At 73.4% G+C, this 13,049-nt stretch carries 16 protein-coding genes; 8 read left to right on the top strand and 8 right to left on the bottom strand.

Annotation, left to right across the window (positions count from 1 at the left end):
• Positions 1-40 precede the first annotated feature (40 nt).
• Complete coding sequence (locus ABFX51_RS20130; RefSeq protein WP_091507699.1) at positions 41-1,015, top strand: PDR/VanB family oxidoreductase; 975 nt, start codon at positions 41-43, stop codon at positions 1,013-1,015.
• Here the strand turns inward: ABFX51_RS20130 and ABFX51_RS20125 are convergent.
• Positions 1,012-1,635 carry an alpha/beta hydrolase gene (locus ABFX51_RS20125; RefSeq protein ID WP_346054540.1) on the bottom strand — a complete coding sequence of 208 codons (624 nt, stop codon included), beginning with the start codon at positions 1,633-1,635 and terminating at the stop codon, positions 1,012-1,014. The two genes, ABFX51_RS20130 and ABFX51_RS20125, sit on opposite strands and share 4 nt — an antisense overlap.
• 53 nt (positions 1,636-1,688) lie before the next feature.
• Here ABFX51_RS20125 and ABFX51_RS20120 point away from each other — a divergent pair, with 53 nt between their 5' ends.
• Entirely contained in the window at positions 1,689-3,029 is a 1,341-nt protein-coding gene (locus tag ABFX51_RS20120) for an isocitrate lyase/phosphoenolpyruvate mutase family protein (RefSeq protein ID WP_346054539.1), read from the top strand.
• An 84-nt stretch (positions 3,030-3,113) separates the two neighbouring features.
• Here ABFX51_RS20120 and ABFX51_RS20115 read toward each other — a convergent pair whose 3' ends face one another.
• Positions 3,114-3,884, bottom strand: a complete 771-nt coding sequence (locus ABFX51_RS20115) for a DUF1932 domain-containing protein (protein WP_346054538.1) — start codon at positions 3,882-3,884, stop codon at positions 3,114-3,116.
• 105 nt (positions 3,885-3,989) lie between these two features.
• On the opposite strand from ABFX51_RS20115, the gene ABFX51_RS20110 reads away from it, so the two are divergent.
• The gene (locus ABFX51_RS20110; RefSeq protein WP_346054537.1) at positions 3,990-4,256 is read left to right on the top strand and encodes an HPr family phosphocarrier protein; all 267 of its coding nucleotides are present in this window, start codon (positions 3,990-3,992) and stop codon (positions 4,254-4,256) included.
• A gap of 50 nt (positions 4,257-4,306) precedes the next feature.
• Entirely contained in the window at positions 4,307-4,768 is a 462-nt protein-coding gene (locus tag ABFX51_RS20105) for a VOC family protein (protein WP_346054536.1), read from the top strand.
• Between the two features lies 1 nt (position 4,769).
• Here the strand turns inward: ABFX51_RS20105 and ABFX51_RS20100 are convergent, their stop codons facing one another.
• On the bottom strand, positions 4,770-5,510 hold the full coding sequence (locus ABFX51_RS20100; RefSeq protein ID WP_346054535.1) for an IclR family transcriptional regulator: 741 nt from the start codon (positions 5,508-5,510) through the stop codon (positions 4,770-4,772).
• Between the two features lie 93 nt (positions 5,511-5,603).
• On the opposite strand from ABFX51_RS20100, the gene ABFX51_RS20095 reads away from it, so the two are divergent.
• The gene (locus ABFX51_RS20095; protein WP_346054534.1) at positions 5,604-6,521 is read left to right on the top strand and encodes a sugar kinase; all 918 of its coding nucleotides are present in this window, start codon (positions 5,604-5,606) and stop codon (positions 6,519-6,521) included.
• Here the strand turns inward: ABFX51_RS20095 and ABFX51_RS20090 are convergent.
• Positions 6,490-7,743, bottom strand: coding sequence for an amidohydrolase (locus ABFX51_RS20090; protein WP_346054533.1), 1,254 nt, complete (start codon positions 7,741-7,743; stop codon positions 6,490-6,492). The two genes, ABFX51_RS20095 and ABFX51_RS20090, sit on opposite strands and share 32 nt — an antisense overlap.
• Positions 7,744-7,791: 48 nt before the next feature.
• Between ABFX51_RS20090 and ABFX51_RS20085 the strand changes: the two genes are divergently transcribed.
• Entirely contained in the window at positions 7,792-9,729 is a 1,938-nt protein-coding gene (locus ABFX51_RS20085; protein ID WP_346054532.1) for a primary-amine oxidase, read from the top strand.
• Between the two features lie 21 nt (positions 9,730-9,750).
• Here the strand turns inward: ABFX51_RS20085 and ABFX51_RS20080 are convergent, their stop codons facing one another.
• Both ABFX51_RS20080 and ABFX51_RS20075 read right to left on the bottom strand, forming a co-directional pair.
• Entirely contained in the window at positions 9,751-9,939 is a 189-nt protein-coding gene (locus tag ABFX51_RS20080; RefSeq protein ID WP_346054530.1) for a hypothetical protein, read from the bottom strand.
• Positions 9,940-9,960: 21 nt separating this feature from the next.
• Positions 9,961-10,515, bottom strand: a complete 555-nt coding sequence (locus ABFX51_RS20075) for a hypothetical protein (RefSeq protein ID WP_091507676.1) — start codon at positions 10,513-10,515, stop codon at positions 9,961-9,963.
• Positions 10,516-10,595: 80 nt separating this feature from the next.
• Here ABFX51_RS20075 and ABFX51_RS20070 point away from each other — a divergent pair, with 80 nt between their 5' ends.
• Together ABFX51_RS20070 and ABFX51_RS20065 are read left to right on the top strand one after the other, a co-directional pair.
• Positions 10,596-10,802, top strand: a complete 207-nt coding sequence (locus ABFX51_RS20070) for a hypothetical protein (RefSeq protein WP_091507673.1) — start codon at positions 10,596-10,598, stop codon at positions 10,800-10,802.
• Positions 10,803-10,806: 4 nt separating this feature from the next.
• Positions 10,807-11,292, top strand: a complete 486-nt coding sequence (locus ABFX51_RS20065; protein WP_346054529.1) for a glutathione peroxidase — start codon at positions 10,807-10,809, stop codon at positions 11,290-11,292.
• A gap of 5 nt (positions 11,293-11,297) precedes the next feature.
• Here ABFX51_RS20065 and ABFX51_RS20060 read toward each other — a convergent pair whose 3' ends face one another.
• Positions 11,298-11,837, bottom strand: a complete 540-nt coding sequence (locus tag ABFX51_RS20060; RefSeq protein ID WP_091507668.1) for a MarR family winged helix-turn-helix transcriptional regulator — start codon at positions 11,835-11,837, stop codon at positions 11,298-11,300.
• Positions 11,834-12,958: a M20/M25/M40 family metallo-hydrolase gene (locus ABFX51_RS20055; protein ID WP_346054527.1), complete on the bottom strand. Its 1,125-nt coding sequence runs from the start codon at positions 12,956-12,958 to the stop codon at positions 11,834-11,836. The genes ABFX51_RS20060 and ABFX51_RS20055 overlap by 4 nt, the downstream gene beginning before the upstream one ends.
• Positions 12,959-13,049 lie beyond the last annotated feature (91 nt).

The following is a 13,049-nucleotide window of genomic DNA, read 5'->3' as shown; positions in this document are numbered from 1 at the left end:
GCCGTGCGCGGGCCGGGCGCGGGATGTCACGTTGCAGTGCATGAACGCACTGAAGACGTTGCCGCACACCGAGGTCGAGATCGACGCCGTGCTGGCCGCCAAGGAGGTCCTGGCGGACGGGGTGGTGCGGCTGACCCTGCGCCACCCCGGCGGCGGGCCGATGCCCGAATGGCAGCCCGGCGCGCACCTCGACCTGGTGCTGGGTCCCGGCCTCGTGCGGCAGTACTCGTTGTGCGGCGATCCCGCCGACCGGTCCGTGCTGCGGGTCGCCGTGCTGCGCGAACCCGAGGGCCGGGGCGGCTCGCGGCACGTCCACGATGCACTGTCCGAAGGGGACTGCGTGCTCGTCCGCGGTCCCCGCAACCACTTCCCGCTCGTCGAGGCGCCGCGGTACCTGTTCATCGCGGGTGGCATCGGGATCACCCCTATCGTGCCGATGCTCGCCGAGGTCCAGGCGCGGGGCGTGCCGTGGCGGCTGGTCTACGGCGGCCGGACCCGCGCGTCGATGGCGTTTCGCGAGGAGCTCGTCGAGCGGTACGGCGACCGGGTGAGCGTGTGCCCGCAGGACGAGACCGGGCTGCTCGACCTGAACGCGCTGCTCGGCGAACCCCGCGACGACACCGCGGTCTACTGCTGCGGTCCGGAGCCGCTGCTGAAGGCCGTGGAGGAGCGGTGCGCCGCGTGGCCGTCCGGCGCGCTGCACGTGGAACGGTTCGCGCCCAAGGCGGACCCGGACGCCGGGCCGCACGCGGAGTTCGAGGTCGAGCTGGCCCAGTCGGGTGTGACGGTCACGGTGCCTGCGGACACGTCGATCCTGCACGCCGTCGAGGCCGCCGGGATCGCGGTGGCGTCGTCCTGCCAGGAGGGCACGTGCGGCACGTGCGAGACGGTGGTGCTGGAGGGCGTCCCCGACCACCGCGATTCGATCCTCACCGAGGAGGAACAGGCCGAGAACGAGACGATGATGATCTGCGTTTCGCGCTCCCGCACGCCCCGGCTGGTGCTGGACCTCTAAGCCGTGACGAGGCGGCGGACGTGGGCGATCTCGTCGTCGTTGACGAGGTGCTCGCGGTCGTCGTAGACCTCGAAGGTCACGTCGGCGCCCATCGCGCGCAGCAGGTCCGCCGTCTCCTCCGCCCGCGACAGCGGCACCCACTCGTCGTACCGGCTGGTGCCCAGGAACACCGGCGTGCCGTCGAGGGAACCGTTGGGGGAGCGGCGATCGGGGCCGATGTACCCGCCCGTGAGCAGTGCCGCGCCCCCGTACCGGTGAGGGTTGCGGACGAGGTACTCCGACAGCAGGCACGCGCCCTGCGAAAAGCCGATCAGATAAGTGCGCTCCGGCGGCACCCCGGCTTCGGCGATCCGGCCCAGCATGACGCCCACGGTCTCCAGCGCCTGGTCCAGCCGCGGCTGGTTCGCCTCGACGGGCTGCAGGAAACCGAGCGGGTACCAGGTGTTCCCGTCGGCCGCGGGCAGCAGGCACGCCAGGTCCGGCACCGCGACGCGGTCGAGGACGGCCTTCATGTAGTCCGGGGTCTGGCCGCGCCCGTGCACGACGAGCGCCGCGCGGCTCGCCCCGGCGAGCGCGGGGCCGGCGGTGACGGGCTGCTGGGCGAGGTGGGGATTGCGCACGCCGCGATGGTATGTCGGCCGCCGCCGACACGTCCCGCTCCTACCGTTCGGGTATGAGTCTTTTCCTGGATCCGCCGCCGGCCCCGCCGGCCGGCGAGGTGGGCACGCTCGCGTGGTTGCGCGCCTCGGCCGCCCGGTTCAGCAGCGGCGCCGAGCACGCCCGCCGCCGGAAGCTGGTCGACGAGCAGCTGGCCGCCGTCGATCCCGCCGGGCTGCGCACGCGCGTGGCCACCGCCGACGTCGGCCCGGACTTCGCGCGGCGGGCCCCGGTGGCGGCGCTCGCGGAGGCGCTCGGCGCCCGCGACGACGTGGTCGACGCGGTGCTCACGGTCGCGGACGGCTACCGGACCGGCGAGGCGTCACCCGGCGCGGACGACGCGGTCGCGCTGCTGGCACGCCAGTGGGGCACGGACGAGGCGGCGGCCAACCGGATCAGCCTGCTGGTCCAGGCGTGTGACGCGACGACTGCGTTGATCCGCGGCGATGACCCACCGGTACCCACGACCCGCCGTGTCGTGGACGGGAGGGTGATCACGGTTGACCTGGCCGAGCACCCGTTCGGCGCCGGACCGCACGCCTGCCCCGGCCGGGAGCACGCGCTCGCCATGGCGCAGGGCGCGGCAATCGCCCTGCGCCGCGCGGAGTTCGGGGCGCTGCACCGGGGTGAACGGCCGCTGCTGCTGCCGAACGCGTGGGACCACGCCTCGGCGGCGGCCTTCGTCGCGATGGGCTTCCCGGCCGTCGGCACGACAAGTCTCGGCGTCGCCGCCTCGGCGGGCCTGCCGGACGGCACGGGCGCGACCCGCCACGAGACCCTCGACCTGGCACGACGGCTGGCAGGGCTGCCGTGCCTGCTCAGCGTCGACATCGAAACGGGGTTCAGCACCGACCCGCGGGAGGTCGCCGCGCTGACCGCGGAGCTCGCCGCGCTGGGCGTGGCGGGCGTGAACCTCGAAGACGTGGTCGGAGACGTGGACCGGCAGCGGGAGCTGATCGCCGCCGCGCGGTCGAGCGGTCTGTTCGTCAACGCCCGCACCGATACGCACTGGCTGCGCCCCGGCGACGACCGCGAGGCGATCGCCCGTTGTCAGTCCTATGTGGACGCCGGGGCGCACGGGGTGTTCGTGCCGGGGATGGTGGACGAGCGCTCGATCTCCGCGCTCGTCGCGGCGGTGGACGCGCCGGTGAACGTGCTGTACTCGCCGGACGGTCCCGGCTACCGGCGCTTGGGGGAGCTGGGCGTGGCGAGGGTGAGCTGCGGTTCGCTGCCGTTCCGGGTGGCGCTGGGCGCGGCGGTGGCCACGGTGGAGGCGGTCGCGGCGGGCCGTCCGGTCCCCGGCGGCGCGGTCAGCTACGCGGATGTGGTGGCACGCAGCGGGGCGGGTCCTCGATGAGGCAGGCCAGCGCCTCCTTGGGCGTGCGCGCGGGCTCACTTCTCGATGAGGTGGGTCAGCGCTTCCTTGGGCGTGCGCGCGGGCTCACTCCTCGATGAGGTGGGCCAGCGCCTCCGCGAGTCCGCCGTCGGTGACGCGGGGGAGCCGCCGGTAGACCTCCGCCGCTGCCGCGCCGAAGCCGTCCGGCAGGCCGGCGGCGGCGAACGCCCGGCCGATCTCCTCCAGCTCGAACGCCCAGCGCCAGCCACGGTCGAGTCCCACACGCGCCGCCGCCTCGGAGCGGGACGGCAGCTCGGGCTGGCTCAGCCGCCACTCCTCGACCAGCTCGTCCTCCACTCCCAGCGAGCGCGCCGCCGCCCGGACGGCCAGCAGCAACGCGGTCGTGCCCTTCGTCCAGGCCGCATACGTCATCTTCACCGCCGACGCGTCGTCGACCACGCGCGTGCCCAATGCGGAACCCTCGAACAACGCCGCCACCGCCGGGGCTTCCGCGCCCGACAGGTACAGCCGCGTCGTTCCCGGCTCACGTGGGGGAGGGCCGACGATCCCGCCGTCGACGAACCGTGGCACGATCCGCGCGATCTCGGCTGCCGTCGCCGGGCTCACCGCGTTCAGGTCGGCGTACAGCCCCTCGTAGTCCCCGAACGCCCGCGCCGTCTCCACCGCGGCGTGCGGCGGGCACACCGACAGCACCACGACGCACTCCTCCTTGAGCCGCGCCACCGAGCCCAGGTCCACCAGTCCCCCCGCTCGCCGCCGCGTCGCCTCGCTGCGGCCTTCGGAGGCCCATGCCGCGTCGTCGAGCAGCCGCGCGACGGCCGCGCCCATCTCGCCGGGGTGCACCACACCGATCATGCGGCGACAGTACCGGTCCGCCGCCGCGGACGGTCATGGTCTAGACCTTTGCGGCGCTCCCGGGTATCGTGCTCGCATCGCCGTTCTTCCTCAAGGAGTGTCGTCATGCTCGAACGCCGGGTGATCGTCGGTTCGTCGGTGGGGCTGCACGCCCGCCCGGCCGCCCTGTTCGTCAAGGCCGCCGCCGCGCAGCCGGTGCCGGTGACGATCGGGGTCGGGGACGGGGCGCCGGTCGACGCCCGCAGCCTGCTGTCCGTGATGGGCCTGGGCGCCAAGGGCGGCGACGAGGTCGTGCTGCGCGCGGAGGGACCCGAGGCCGAGGCCGCGCTGAGTGAGCTCGCCTCCGTCATCGAAGCCGACCACGACGCCTGACGTCGCGTATGCTCTCCGGTTGAAGATTCAAATTCCAGCCGGAGGTCCTGGTGGAGGTCAAGGAGCTGGGGCACCTCGTGCTCTACGTCCGGGACGTCGAGCGGTCCGCCCGCTTCTACCGCGACGTGCTCGGCTGGCGGCAGATCCTGCCCGCGCCGGGAGCCGGCAGCAAGGCCTTCGCCGTGTTCAACGCCCCGTCCGGCCGCACGCACCACGAACTGCTCCTGATCGAGGTCGGCGAGGACGCGGCGGCGCTGCCCGAGGGGCGGCGCGTCGGCCTCTACCACTTCGGCCTCAAGATCGGCACGAGCGACGAGGAGCTGCGCGAGGCGCTGGCGAAGCTGCGTGAAACCGGCACTCCCGTGCTCGGCATGAGCGACCACACCGCCACGCACAGCCTGTACATCGCGGACCCCGACGGGAACGAGATCGAGCTGTACGTGGACGTGCCCGGCGTCGACTGGGAGACGCCGGAAGCGATCGGCTCCCCGGTCAAGCCGCTGCACCTGTAGGTCAGGTGTAGGCCGGCGCGAGCAGCCGCGCCGCTTCGAGCAGCCGCGGGACGTGCGCGAGCAGCTCGTCCTCCGGCAGCTGGAAGGTCAGCGCCGAGACGCTCACCCCGCCGACCGGCCGTCCGCCGGGGTCCAGCAGCGGCGCGGCCACGCACCGGACCGTCTCCTCGTTCTCCTCGTCGTCCACCGCGTAGCCGAGCGACCGGATCTCCGCCAGTTCCGCCTCCAGCACGGCCGGATCGGTGCGGGTGCGGGCGGTCCGTGGCGGCAGGCCCGTCTCCGCGAGCACCGCGGCGCGCTCGGCAGGCGCCAGGTGCGCGAGCACCGCCTTGCCGATCGCGGTGGAGTGCAACGGGATCTGGCCGCCGACGCGGGAGGCCATGCGGTACGGCCGGTCGCTGTCCAGCTTCCGCACGTAGACCGCCCGCGTGCCGCTGCGCAGCGCTACGTGCACGGTCTGACCCGTCTCGTCGCGGAGCCGCCGCAACACCGGTTCGCCGTGCTGCGCGGGGGAGAACTGGGCCGACAGGGCGTACGCGCGCGGACCGGGACCGTACGTGCCGTCGCCGTCGCTGACCACGTAACCCGCTTCCGCGAGCCCTTGCAGGATGCGGTGTGTGCTGGGCTTCGTCACGCCCGCCTCCCGCGCGATCCGGCCCAGCCGGTGCGGCCCGCCCGGCGCACCGACGGCTTCGAGCACGCGAAGCGCCCGGAGTGCGCTGCCCTCCGCACTGACCGGCATTGACGCCCCTTCCGTCCGGGTCCTAGGCTGGCCATTCGCTTCAGCGAAATAGTATTCCGTTCTCCGGAACGACGAGGAACAGGGGCAGGCAAGGTGACGACCCGCGTGCTCGCCGTCGGCGAGTGCATGATCGAACTCACGCACACCGGCAGCCGGACGCTTTCGCTCGGGTACGCGGGGGACACCTTCAACACCGCGGTCTACCTGGCCAGGCTCACGCGCCCCGAGGACGTCGAGGTGGACTACCTGACGCGCCTCGGCGACGACGAGTACAGCGCCGGGATCCTCGCGGCGATGCGGGCGGAGGGCATCGGCACCGCGTTGATCGACCAGGTGCCGGGCGCGCACCCCGGCCTCTACCTCGTCCGGACCGACGAGCGCGGCGAGCGCAGTTTCACCTACTACCGCTCGGAATCGCCCGCCCGCCGCCTGTTCGACGGCGAGCACGCGCCGGACGTGACCGGCTACGACGTGCTCTACCTGTCGGCCATCACCCTGCAGCTGCTCACGCCCGCCGCGCGGGAACGCCTCTGGGACACGCTGTCCGCCGCGCGGGCGCGCGGGGCCCACGTCGTGTTCGACAGCAACTACCGGCCGGCGGGCTGGCCCTCGGAGGACGTGGCCAGGGACGCGGTGCGCCGCACGTGGGAGCTGACCACGATCGCGGCGCCGACGTTCTCCGACGAGCACGCGCTGTTCGGCGACACCTCCCCGGAGGCGGCGCTCGCGCGCCTGCGGGACGTCGGCGTGCCCGACGTGGTCGTCAAGGACGGCGGCAACGGGTGCGTGGTGTGGGACGGCACCGCGGCACGGCTCGTCCCCGCGCTGCCCGTCGAGTCCACAATGGACACGACGGCGGCCGGGGACGCCTTCAACGCGGGGTACCTCGCCGCGAGGCTCTCCGGGCAGGACCCGGTCGAGGCCGCGGGCGCCGGGCACGCGGTCGCCGCGAAGGTGATCGCGCACCCCGGCGCGATCGTCACCGATCCGTCGCTGCCGCCCCGCGCCTGACCAGCGCTTCGAGGACGTCCACGGCCACCGGCAGCGCGGCCTCGTCCACGTCGAAGTGCGGGTTGTGGTGCGGCGCCGGGTTGCCGCCGCCGACCACCATGTAGGTGGCCTGCCCGCCCGCGCGCTGGACCGCCTCGGCGAACAGGCTCGCGTCGTCGCTGCCACCCATCTCGTGCAGCCGCACCGCTTCGTGCCCGGTCGCCCCGGCCGCGGCGAGCACCGCGTCGAGCAGTTCGCCGTCGCAGTCCAGCGACGTCGAGCCGCCGGTCTCCTCGATGTGCACCTCGACGCCCTGCGCCAGCGCCGCCCCGCGCAGCACCTGCTTGACCCGCTCGGTGAGGTCGGCGTTTACCGCGCCGTCCTTCGACCGCGCCTCGCACGTCAGCTCCGCGAGCGCGGGCACGATGTTCACGTTCCCCTCCGCGCGCAGCGTCCCGACGTTGACACGCGTGTCGGCGGTGGAAAACCTCGGCAGGCCGTGGATCCCGAGCACCGCGGTCGCCGCGGCGAGCAGCGCGTTGCGGCCGTCCTGGGGCGCGGCCGCCGCGTGCGAGGCGGTACCGGTGAAGCGGGCGCGCATCTTGGTGGTGGCGAAGATCCCCGTGATGCCCGCCGCGACCACCCCGGTGGGCAGGTCGAGGCCCAGGTGCACGGCGGCGAAGCGGTCCACGCCCTCGGCGACGTCCGCGCCGAGCATCGCCCGCGCGCCGCGGCCGCCCTCCTCGGCGGGCTGGAACAGGAACCGGACGGTGCCGGGGAAGTCCCGGTCCGCGAGCCGCCGCGCGAGCGCGACGCCGATCGCCACGTGCCCGTCGTGCCCGCACGCGTGCATGAACCCCTCGTAGGAGGAGCGGAACCCTTGTGCCGCCGGGAAGTGCGTGCCGTCGGACGCCTCCGTGACGGGCAGCGCGTCCATGTCGAACCGCAGTGCCCACGTCGGCCCCGGCCGGTCACCGCTCAGCTCGGCGGCGATCGCCGTGCCCTCGGTGGCCAGTTTCGCGACGTCCCCCTCGTCCGCGCCGCTGCCGACCGCGAGCCCGGCGAAGTGCTCCAACGTGGCGCGGTCCGGGTAGGCGGGGATGCCCTCCAGGCGCATCGCGCCGGTGCGGACGGTCACCGGGAGTTCACGCAGGTGGGAGAGCACGAGCGCGGCCGTGCGCAGTTCGCAGAACGCGGGCTCGGGGTGGGCGTGCACGTCGCGCCGGAGGTTGATCAGATCCACTCGATCGACGCTAACACGGTGGTAATGCGGGCGTGGGATCGTCGGAAGATGGCAGAGACCGCGACGCACCCGCTCGACCCGCTGTCGCCGGAGGAGATCGCCGGAGCGAGCGCGATCCTGCGACGGGACAAGGGCCTCGCGCCCAGCGCGCGCTTCGTCTACATCGAGGCGCGGGAACCGGACAAGGAGTTCGTCACCGGGTTCGCGCCCGGACGGGAATGGGACCGGTGCGCGGCGGTCGTGTTGCGTGAACGCGCCGAGCGGCGCACCTACGAGGCGGTGGTTTCGCTCAGCCGCGCGGAGGTCGTGTCCTGGCGCGAGGTCCCCGGCGTGCAGCCGCCGATCACGCTGGAGGAGTTCCTCGCGTGCGAGGAGCTGGTGCGGGCGGACCCGCGCTGGCGGGAGGCGATGGCGCGGCGCGGGATCACCGACTTCTCGCTGACGATGATTGATCCGTGGGCCTCGGGTTACCGTGGCACTGAGGACGATCCGGCGCGGCGGCGGCTCGCGCGCCCGCTGACCTTCGTGCGGGCGAAACCGGACGACAACGGCTACGCGCGGCCGGTCGAGAACGTGATCGTCACCGTCGACCTCGACGCGATGGAGGTGCTCGACGTCGAGGACCACGGCGTCGTCCCCCTGCCGCCGCAGCCGGGGAACTACGACCCGGAGCTCGCGTTCGAGGACGGCAACGTGCCGGCGTTCGCGCACGCACGGGAGGCGCCGAAGCCGGTCAGCATCACGCAACCGGAAGGGCGCGGCTTCACCGTCGACGGGCACGCCGTGTCGTGGGGCCCGTGGCGGCTGCGCGTCGGCTTCACCCCGCGCGAAGGGCTGGTGCTGCACGAGATCGGCTACGTCGACCGCGGGACGCTGCGGCCGGTGATCCACCGCGCGTCGCTGTCGGAGATGTACGTGCCCTACGGCGATCCCGGTGCGACGCACTGGAACAAGAACGTGTTCGACATGGGCGAGTACGGGCTCGGCGTGCTCGCCAACTCGCTGCGGCTGGGCTGCGACTGCCTCGGCGAGATCCACTACTTCGACGCGTGGGTCAACGACCAGGACGGCGGCGCGCTGCACCTGCCGAACGCGATCTGCCTGCACGAGGAGGACTTCTCGATCGGCTGGAAGCACACGGACTTCCGCACCGGCAAGGGCGAGGTGCGGCGCAACCGGCGGCTGGTGGTGTCGTTCTTCGCGACCGTCGGCAACTACGACTACGGGTTCTACTGGAACCTGTACCTGGACGGCTCGATCGAGTTCGAGGTCAAGCTGACCGGCGTCATCTCCACCGGCGCGCTGCCGCCCGGCACCGCGCCGGAGCACGGCACGCTCGTCGCGCCCGGCCTGTACGGGCCGCACCACCAGCACTTCTTCAGCGTGCGGCTGGACATGCGCGTGGACGGCGACCGCAACAACCTCTACGAGGTGGAGTCCGCCGCGGTGCCGGCGGGGGAGGGGAACCCGTACGGCAACGCGTGGCGGCAGGTGAAGCGGCAGCTGACGAGCGAGGCGGAGGCGCAGCGCGTGATCGACCCGCTGGCGGGCCGCGCGTGGCTGATCACCAGTGCCGACAAGCGGAACGCGCTGGGGCAGGAGGTGGCCTACAAACTGGAACCGGGCGCGAATGTGTTGCCCTTCTTCCAGGAGGGCTCACAGCAGTTCGCGCGCGGGCAGTTCGCGACCAAGCACCTGTGGGCCACGGCGTACGCGGCCGAGGAGCGCTTCGCGTGCGGGGACTACGTGGCGCAGAACCCGGGCGGAGACGGCCTCGTCCGCTACACGGCGGGAAACCGCTCGCTGCGCGACGCGGACCTCGTGCTGTGGTACACGCTCGGCGCGCACCACGTCGTCCGCCCGGAGGACTGGCCGGTGATGCCCGTGACGCGCGTGAGCATGCACCTCAAGCCGTCAGGCTTCTTCGACGGCAACCCGATGCTCGACCTGCCACCGGATGCCGCCGGAGATCATTGCCACGGCTGAGGGCGCCCGCCGGCCGTCGGCTCAGCCGTACTCCCGGTCCTCCTCGTCGAGCATGTCGGGGTCCGCGACCGGGCGCTGCTGCTCGGCGTAGTCCGCGGGATCGGCTTCGGCGGGCAGCGCGGGGTCGACGTCCACCGCCGGGTCGCTGACCTCCTGGCGCTGCTCCAGCACGTCCTCCACCGGCTGCTCGGTGCCGAGGGGATCGCTCACGGGAACTCCTTTCCGGGGCGTTCAGCCCAGGTCGGCGATGGACTGCTGGACGGCGGCGACCACGTCGGGGTGCCCGAGCGGCAGCGGGGCGGGGATCCGGTCCCGCGGACCGCCCGTGCTGTGCGCGACGACCCGGACGTCCACCCCCGACCGGGTGAGCGCCCAGCGCCGCTGTTCGGTCTGCTCCTCCCAGTGCTCGTCGGCGGCCTCGCCGTCCCCGGCCTCCACGTACCCGGAGGCGCCCGGGTCGACGAGCAGCACCGAGCGCACCGTCCCGGAGTGCGCCTCCGCCAGCCGCAGCGCTTCGTCCGTGCAGGGACCACTGGTCACCACGTGCACCTTCCCGGTGCCGGGCGGGTCGCTGAGGAGTTCGTCCGCCCCGGTCAGCGCGCCGTCGGCGGGCACCCGGCACCACACCACGCGCCAGCTGCCGAGCTGGTCGCGCCACGTCGCGGGCAGCCCGTCGTGCTTGGCCTCACCCGCGGGGTCGAGCACCAGCACGATCGGCCCGTCAGGGGTACCTTCGGTGACGACGGCGGGGCCGTCGGCCCGCACCGGATCGGGGGAGTAGCTCATTTACCGCTCCTTTCTCCGGTGACCGGCTACCCCGGGTGCCCGGCCGTTACACGGTTTCGCGACCAGGTGGAGGGGAACGCATGCGAGAGAACGGTTTTTCGGTGATCGCCCAGCCGCACGACGTCCTCGACGACTCCGCGGCGGTGCTCGACCAGCGGCGCCGCGCGGTACGGGCGGTCGCGTCGGCGGCCGCCGACGCGGACGACTGCGCGCTGCTGCTCGACGCGCTGGGCCTCAAACCCGCGGAAGGCCTGACCACGGTCCCCGGCCCGCGCACCGCGGACTGACCGGGTGTTCGCCACTCTGCCGCTGCGCACGCTGTCCGGGGAACCGGCGACGCTGCGCGAACTCGGCGCAGACGTGTTGCTGGTGGTCAACGTGGCTTCACGCTGTGGCCTGACGCCGCAGTACGAAGGGCTGGAGCGGTTGCAACGGCGTTACGGGGACAAGGGTTTCTCGGTCGCCGGGTTCCCGTGCAACCAGTTCGCCGGCCAGGAGCCGGGCAGCGCGGAGGAGATCGCGGAGTTCTGCTCGGCCACCTACGGGGTCACGTTCCCGATGTTCGCCAAGATCGAGGTGAACGGGCCGGGGCGGCACCCGCTGTACGAGGAGCTGGTGCGCACCCCGGACGCGGACGGCCAGGCGGGCGACGTGCAGTGGAACTTCGAGAAGTTCCTGGTCACCGCCGACGGCGAGGTGCTCGCCCGCTTCCGGCCCACGACCGATCCGGAGTCGCCGGAGGTCGTGGCCGCGATCGAGGCCGCGCTCACCCGCTGAACGGGTCAGAACCGGCGCTTGGCCTCGTTCGCGGCGGAGCTGGTGGCCAGCTTCTCGAGCAGTCCGATGAGGACGGTGCGCTCGGACTCGGTGAGGGCGTTCGCCCACGCCTGCTCGCGCTCGTTGTGCGCGGTGTAGGCGCTGGTGATCGCCCGGTGCCCGTCCTCGGTGAGCGACAGCAGCACGGCGCGCCGGTCGTGCTCGGCCTGGGTGCGCGACACGAGCCCGTCCCGCTCGAGCGTGTTCACCAGCGCCGACACGGCGGCCCGGCTCATCCCGGACAGCTGCGCGACGCGCTTGGCCTCCATCGGGCCTGCCAGCCACAGCACGAACAGCACGCGGAAGCCGCCCCAGCTCCAGCCCCGCGGCCGGTGCACGGTCGACTCCCAGTCGTAGACCAGTGCGCTCGTGAGCCGGTGCAACGTGAGCCCCAGCCGCATCGCGACGGGGTCCACGTCGGGCAGCTCCTCGGTCGTCCTCGCGACCGCGTACTCGACGAAGCCCAGGTAGTCGAGGTCCCCGGTGGTGGTCGGTTCGGCGGTCATGCGCCCAGGGTAGGCGCGCCCGCCGGGCCCGGCGCCAGCGCCACCAGCAGCCCGGCGACCAGCGCCGTGCGGGCGGGGACGGGGGCGAGCAGCACGTGCTCGTGCCGCGCGTGGGCACCCCCGCCGAGCGCGCCGAGGCCGTCGAGCACCCCGCGGCCCAGCGCGGACACGAAGTTCGCGTCGCTGGCGCCGCCGACGGACACGTCGGAAAGCCGCAGGCCCAGCTGCTCGCCGACCCGCGCGGCGAGCGTGAACAACCGCCGGGTGGGCGCGTTGGGCACCATCGGCGGCCGGTTCCACTCCCCGCGCACGCTCAGCAGCGCCCGCGCGTCGGACGGCCGCAGCGCGGCGAAATCGGCGTCGAGCCGGGCCGTTTCGGCGGCCTGGGCGACCCGGACGTCCACCCCGCAGCTCGCCTCGCCCGCGACGACGTTGAGCGCGGTACCCCCGCGCACCAGCCCGACGTTGACGGTCGTCCCCTTGCCCGCGTCGCCGAACGCGGAGATCACGCCGATCAGCTCGGCCAGCTGGTGGATCGCACTCACCCCGGCCGCCGGGTCGAGCCCGGCGTGCGCCTCGACGCCCCGCACGGTCACGTCGAACAGCCCGACACCCTTGCGGCCCGTCTTCAGCGCCCCGTCGAGCGAGGCCTCGAACACCAGCGTCGCCAGCGCCCCGTCACTCGACCGCTCGATGTGCGGCCTGCCCGCCGGACTGCCGATCTCCTCGTCCCCGGTCAGCAGCAGCCGCACCGACGGCACCCGCAGCCCGAAGGCGCGCACCGCCCGCAGCGCCCACACCGCCTGCACGATGCCGAGCTTCATGTCGAAGGTGCCCGGCCCGCTCGCCCGGCCGTCCGTCACCCGGAAGGGCCAGGTCTCCAGCGTGCCGCGCGGCCACACCGTGTCGTAGTGGCACAGGAACAGCACGTGCCCGGGCGCTGTTCCGGGAAGGGTGACCTCCAGGACGTCCCCGTGCCGCCCGCCGTCGTGCCGGGTGAAGCGCGCCCCCGCGAGCCTCCCGGCGAGCCACCGGCCGAGCACCGTGAGCCCCGTGTCGAGCAGGGCCTTGTCGTCGCTCGGTGTCTCCAGCTCCACGAGCAGCCGGAGATCAGCGGTCATCGCGGGCATGGCGCGGACCGCCCAGGGCAACAGCGCCGGCGGCACCACGGGCTCTCCAGCCGCCGCGCCGGATATCCTCGTCACCACCCGG

The organism is Amycolatopsis dongchuanensis (genome assembly GCF_039542405.1).
In the GTDB taxonomy this organism is placed as follows: Bacteria; Actinomycetota; Actinomycetes; order Mycobacteriales; family Pseudonocardiaceae; genus Amycolatopsis_E; species Amycolatopsis_E sacchari.
Note: the sequence above shows the minus strand (reverse complement) of the source record. Positions and strands in the feature narration are given on the sequence as shown.

Bases quoted from the DNA above. Each gene is read 5' to 3' on its own strand.
- ABFX51_RS20130 (WP_091507699.1), top strand. From the start codon at position 41: ATGAACGCACTGAAGACGTTGCCGCACACCGAGGTCGAGATCGACGCC.
- ABFX51_RS20120 (WP_346054539.1), top strand. From the start codon at position 1,689: ATGAGTCTTTTCCTGGATCCGCCGCCGGCCCCGCCGGCCGGCGAGGTG.
- ABFX51_RS20115 (WP_346054538.1), bottom strand. From the start codon at position 3,884: ATGATCGGTGTGGTGCACCCCGGCGAGATGGGCGCGGCCGTCGCGCGG.
- ABFX51_RS20110 (WP_346054537.1), top strand. From the start codon at position 3,990: ATGCTCGAACGCCGGGTGATCGTCGGTTCGTCGGTGGGGCTGCACGCC.
- ABFX51_RS20100 (WP_346054535.1), bottom strand. From the start codon at position 5,510: ATGCCGGTCAGTGCGGAGGGCAGCGCACTCCGGGCGCTTCGCGTGCTC.
- ABFX51_RS20085 (WP_346054532.1), top strand. From the start codon at position 7,792: ATGGCAGAGACCGCGACGCACCCGCTCGACCCGCTGTCGCCGGAGGAG.
- ABFX51_RS20075 (WP_091507676.1), bottom strand. From the start codon at position 10,515: ATGAGCTACTCCCCCGATCCGGTGCGGGCCGACGGCCCCGCCGTCGTC.
- ABFX51_RS20070 (WP_091507673.1), top strand. From the start codon at position 10,596: ATGCGAGAGAACGGTTTTTCGGTGATCGCCCAGCCGCACGACGTCCTC.
- ABFX51_RS20060 (WP_091507668.1), bottom strand. From the start codon at position 11,837: ATGACCGCCGAACCGACCACCACCGGGGACCTCGACTACCTGGGCTTC.
- ABFX51_RS20055 (WP_346054527.1), bottom strand. From the start codon at position 12,958: ATGACCGCTGATCTCCGGCTGCTCGTGGAGCTGGAGACACCGAGCGAC.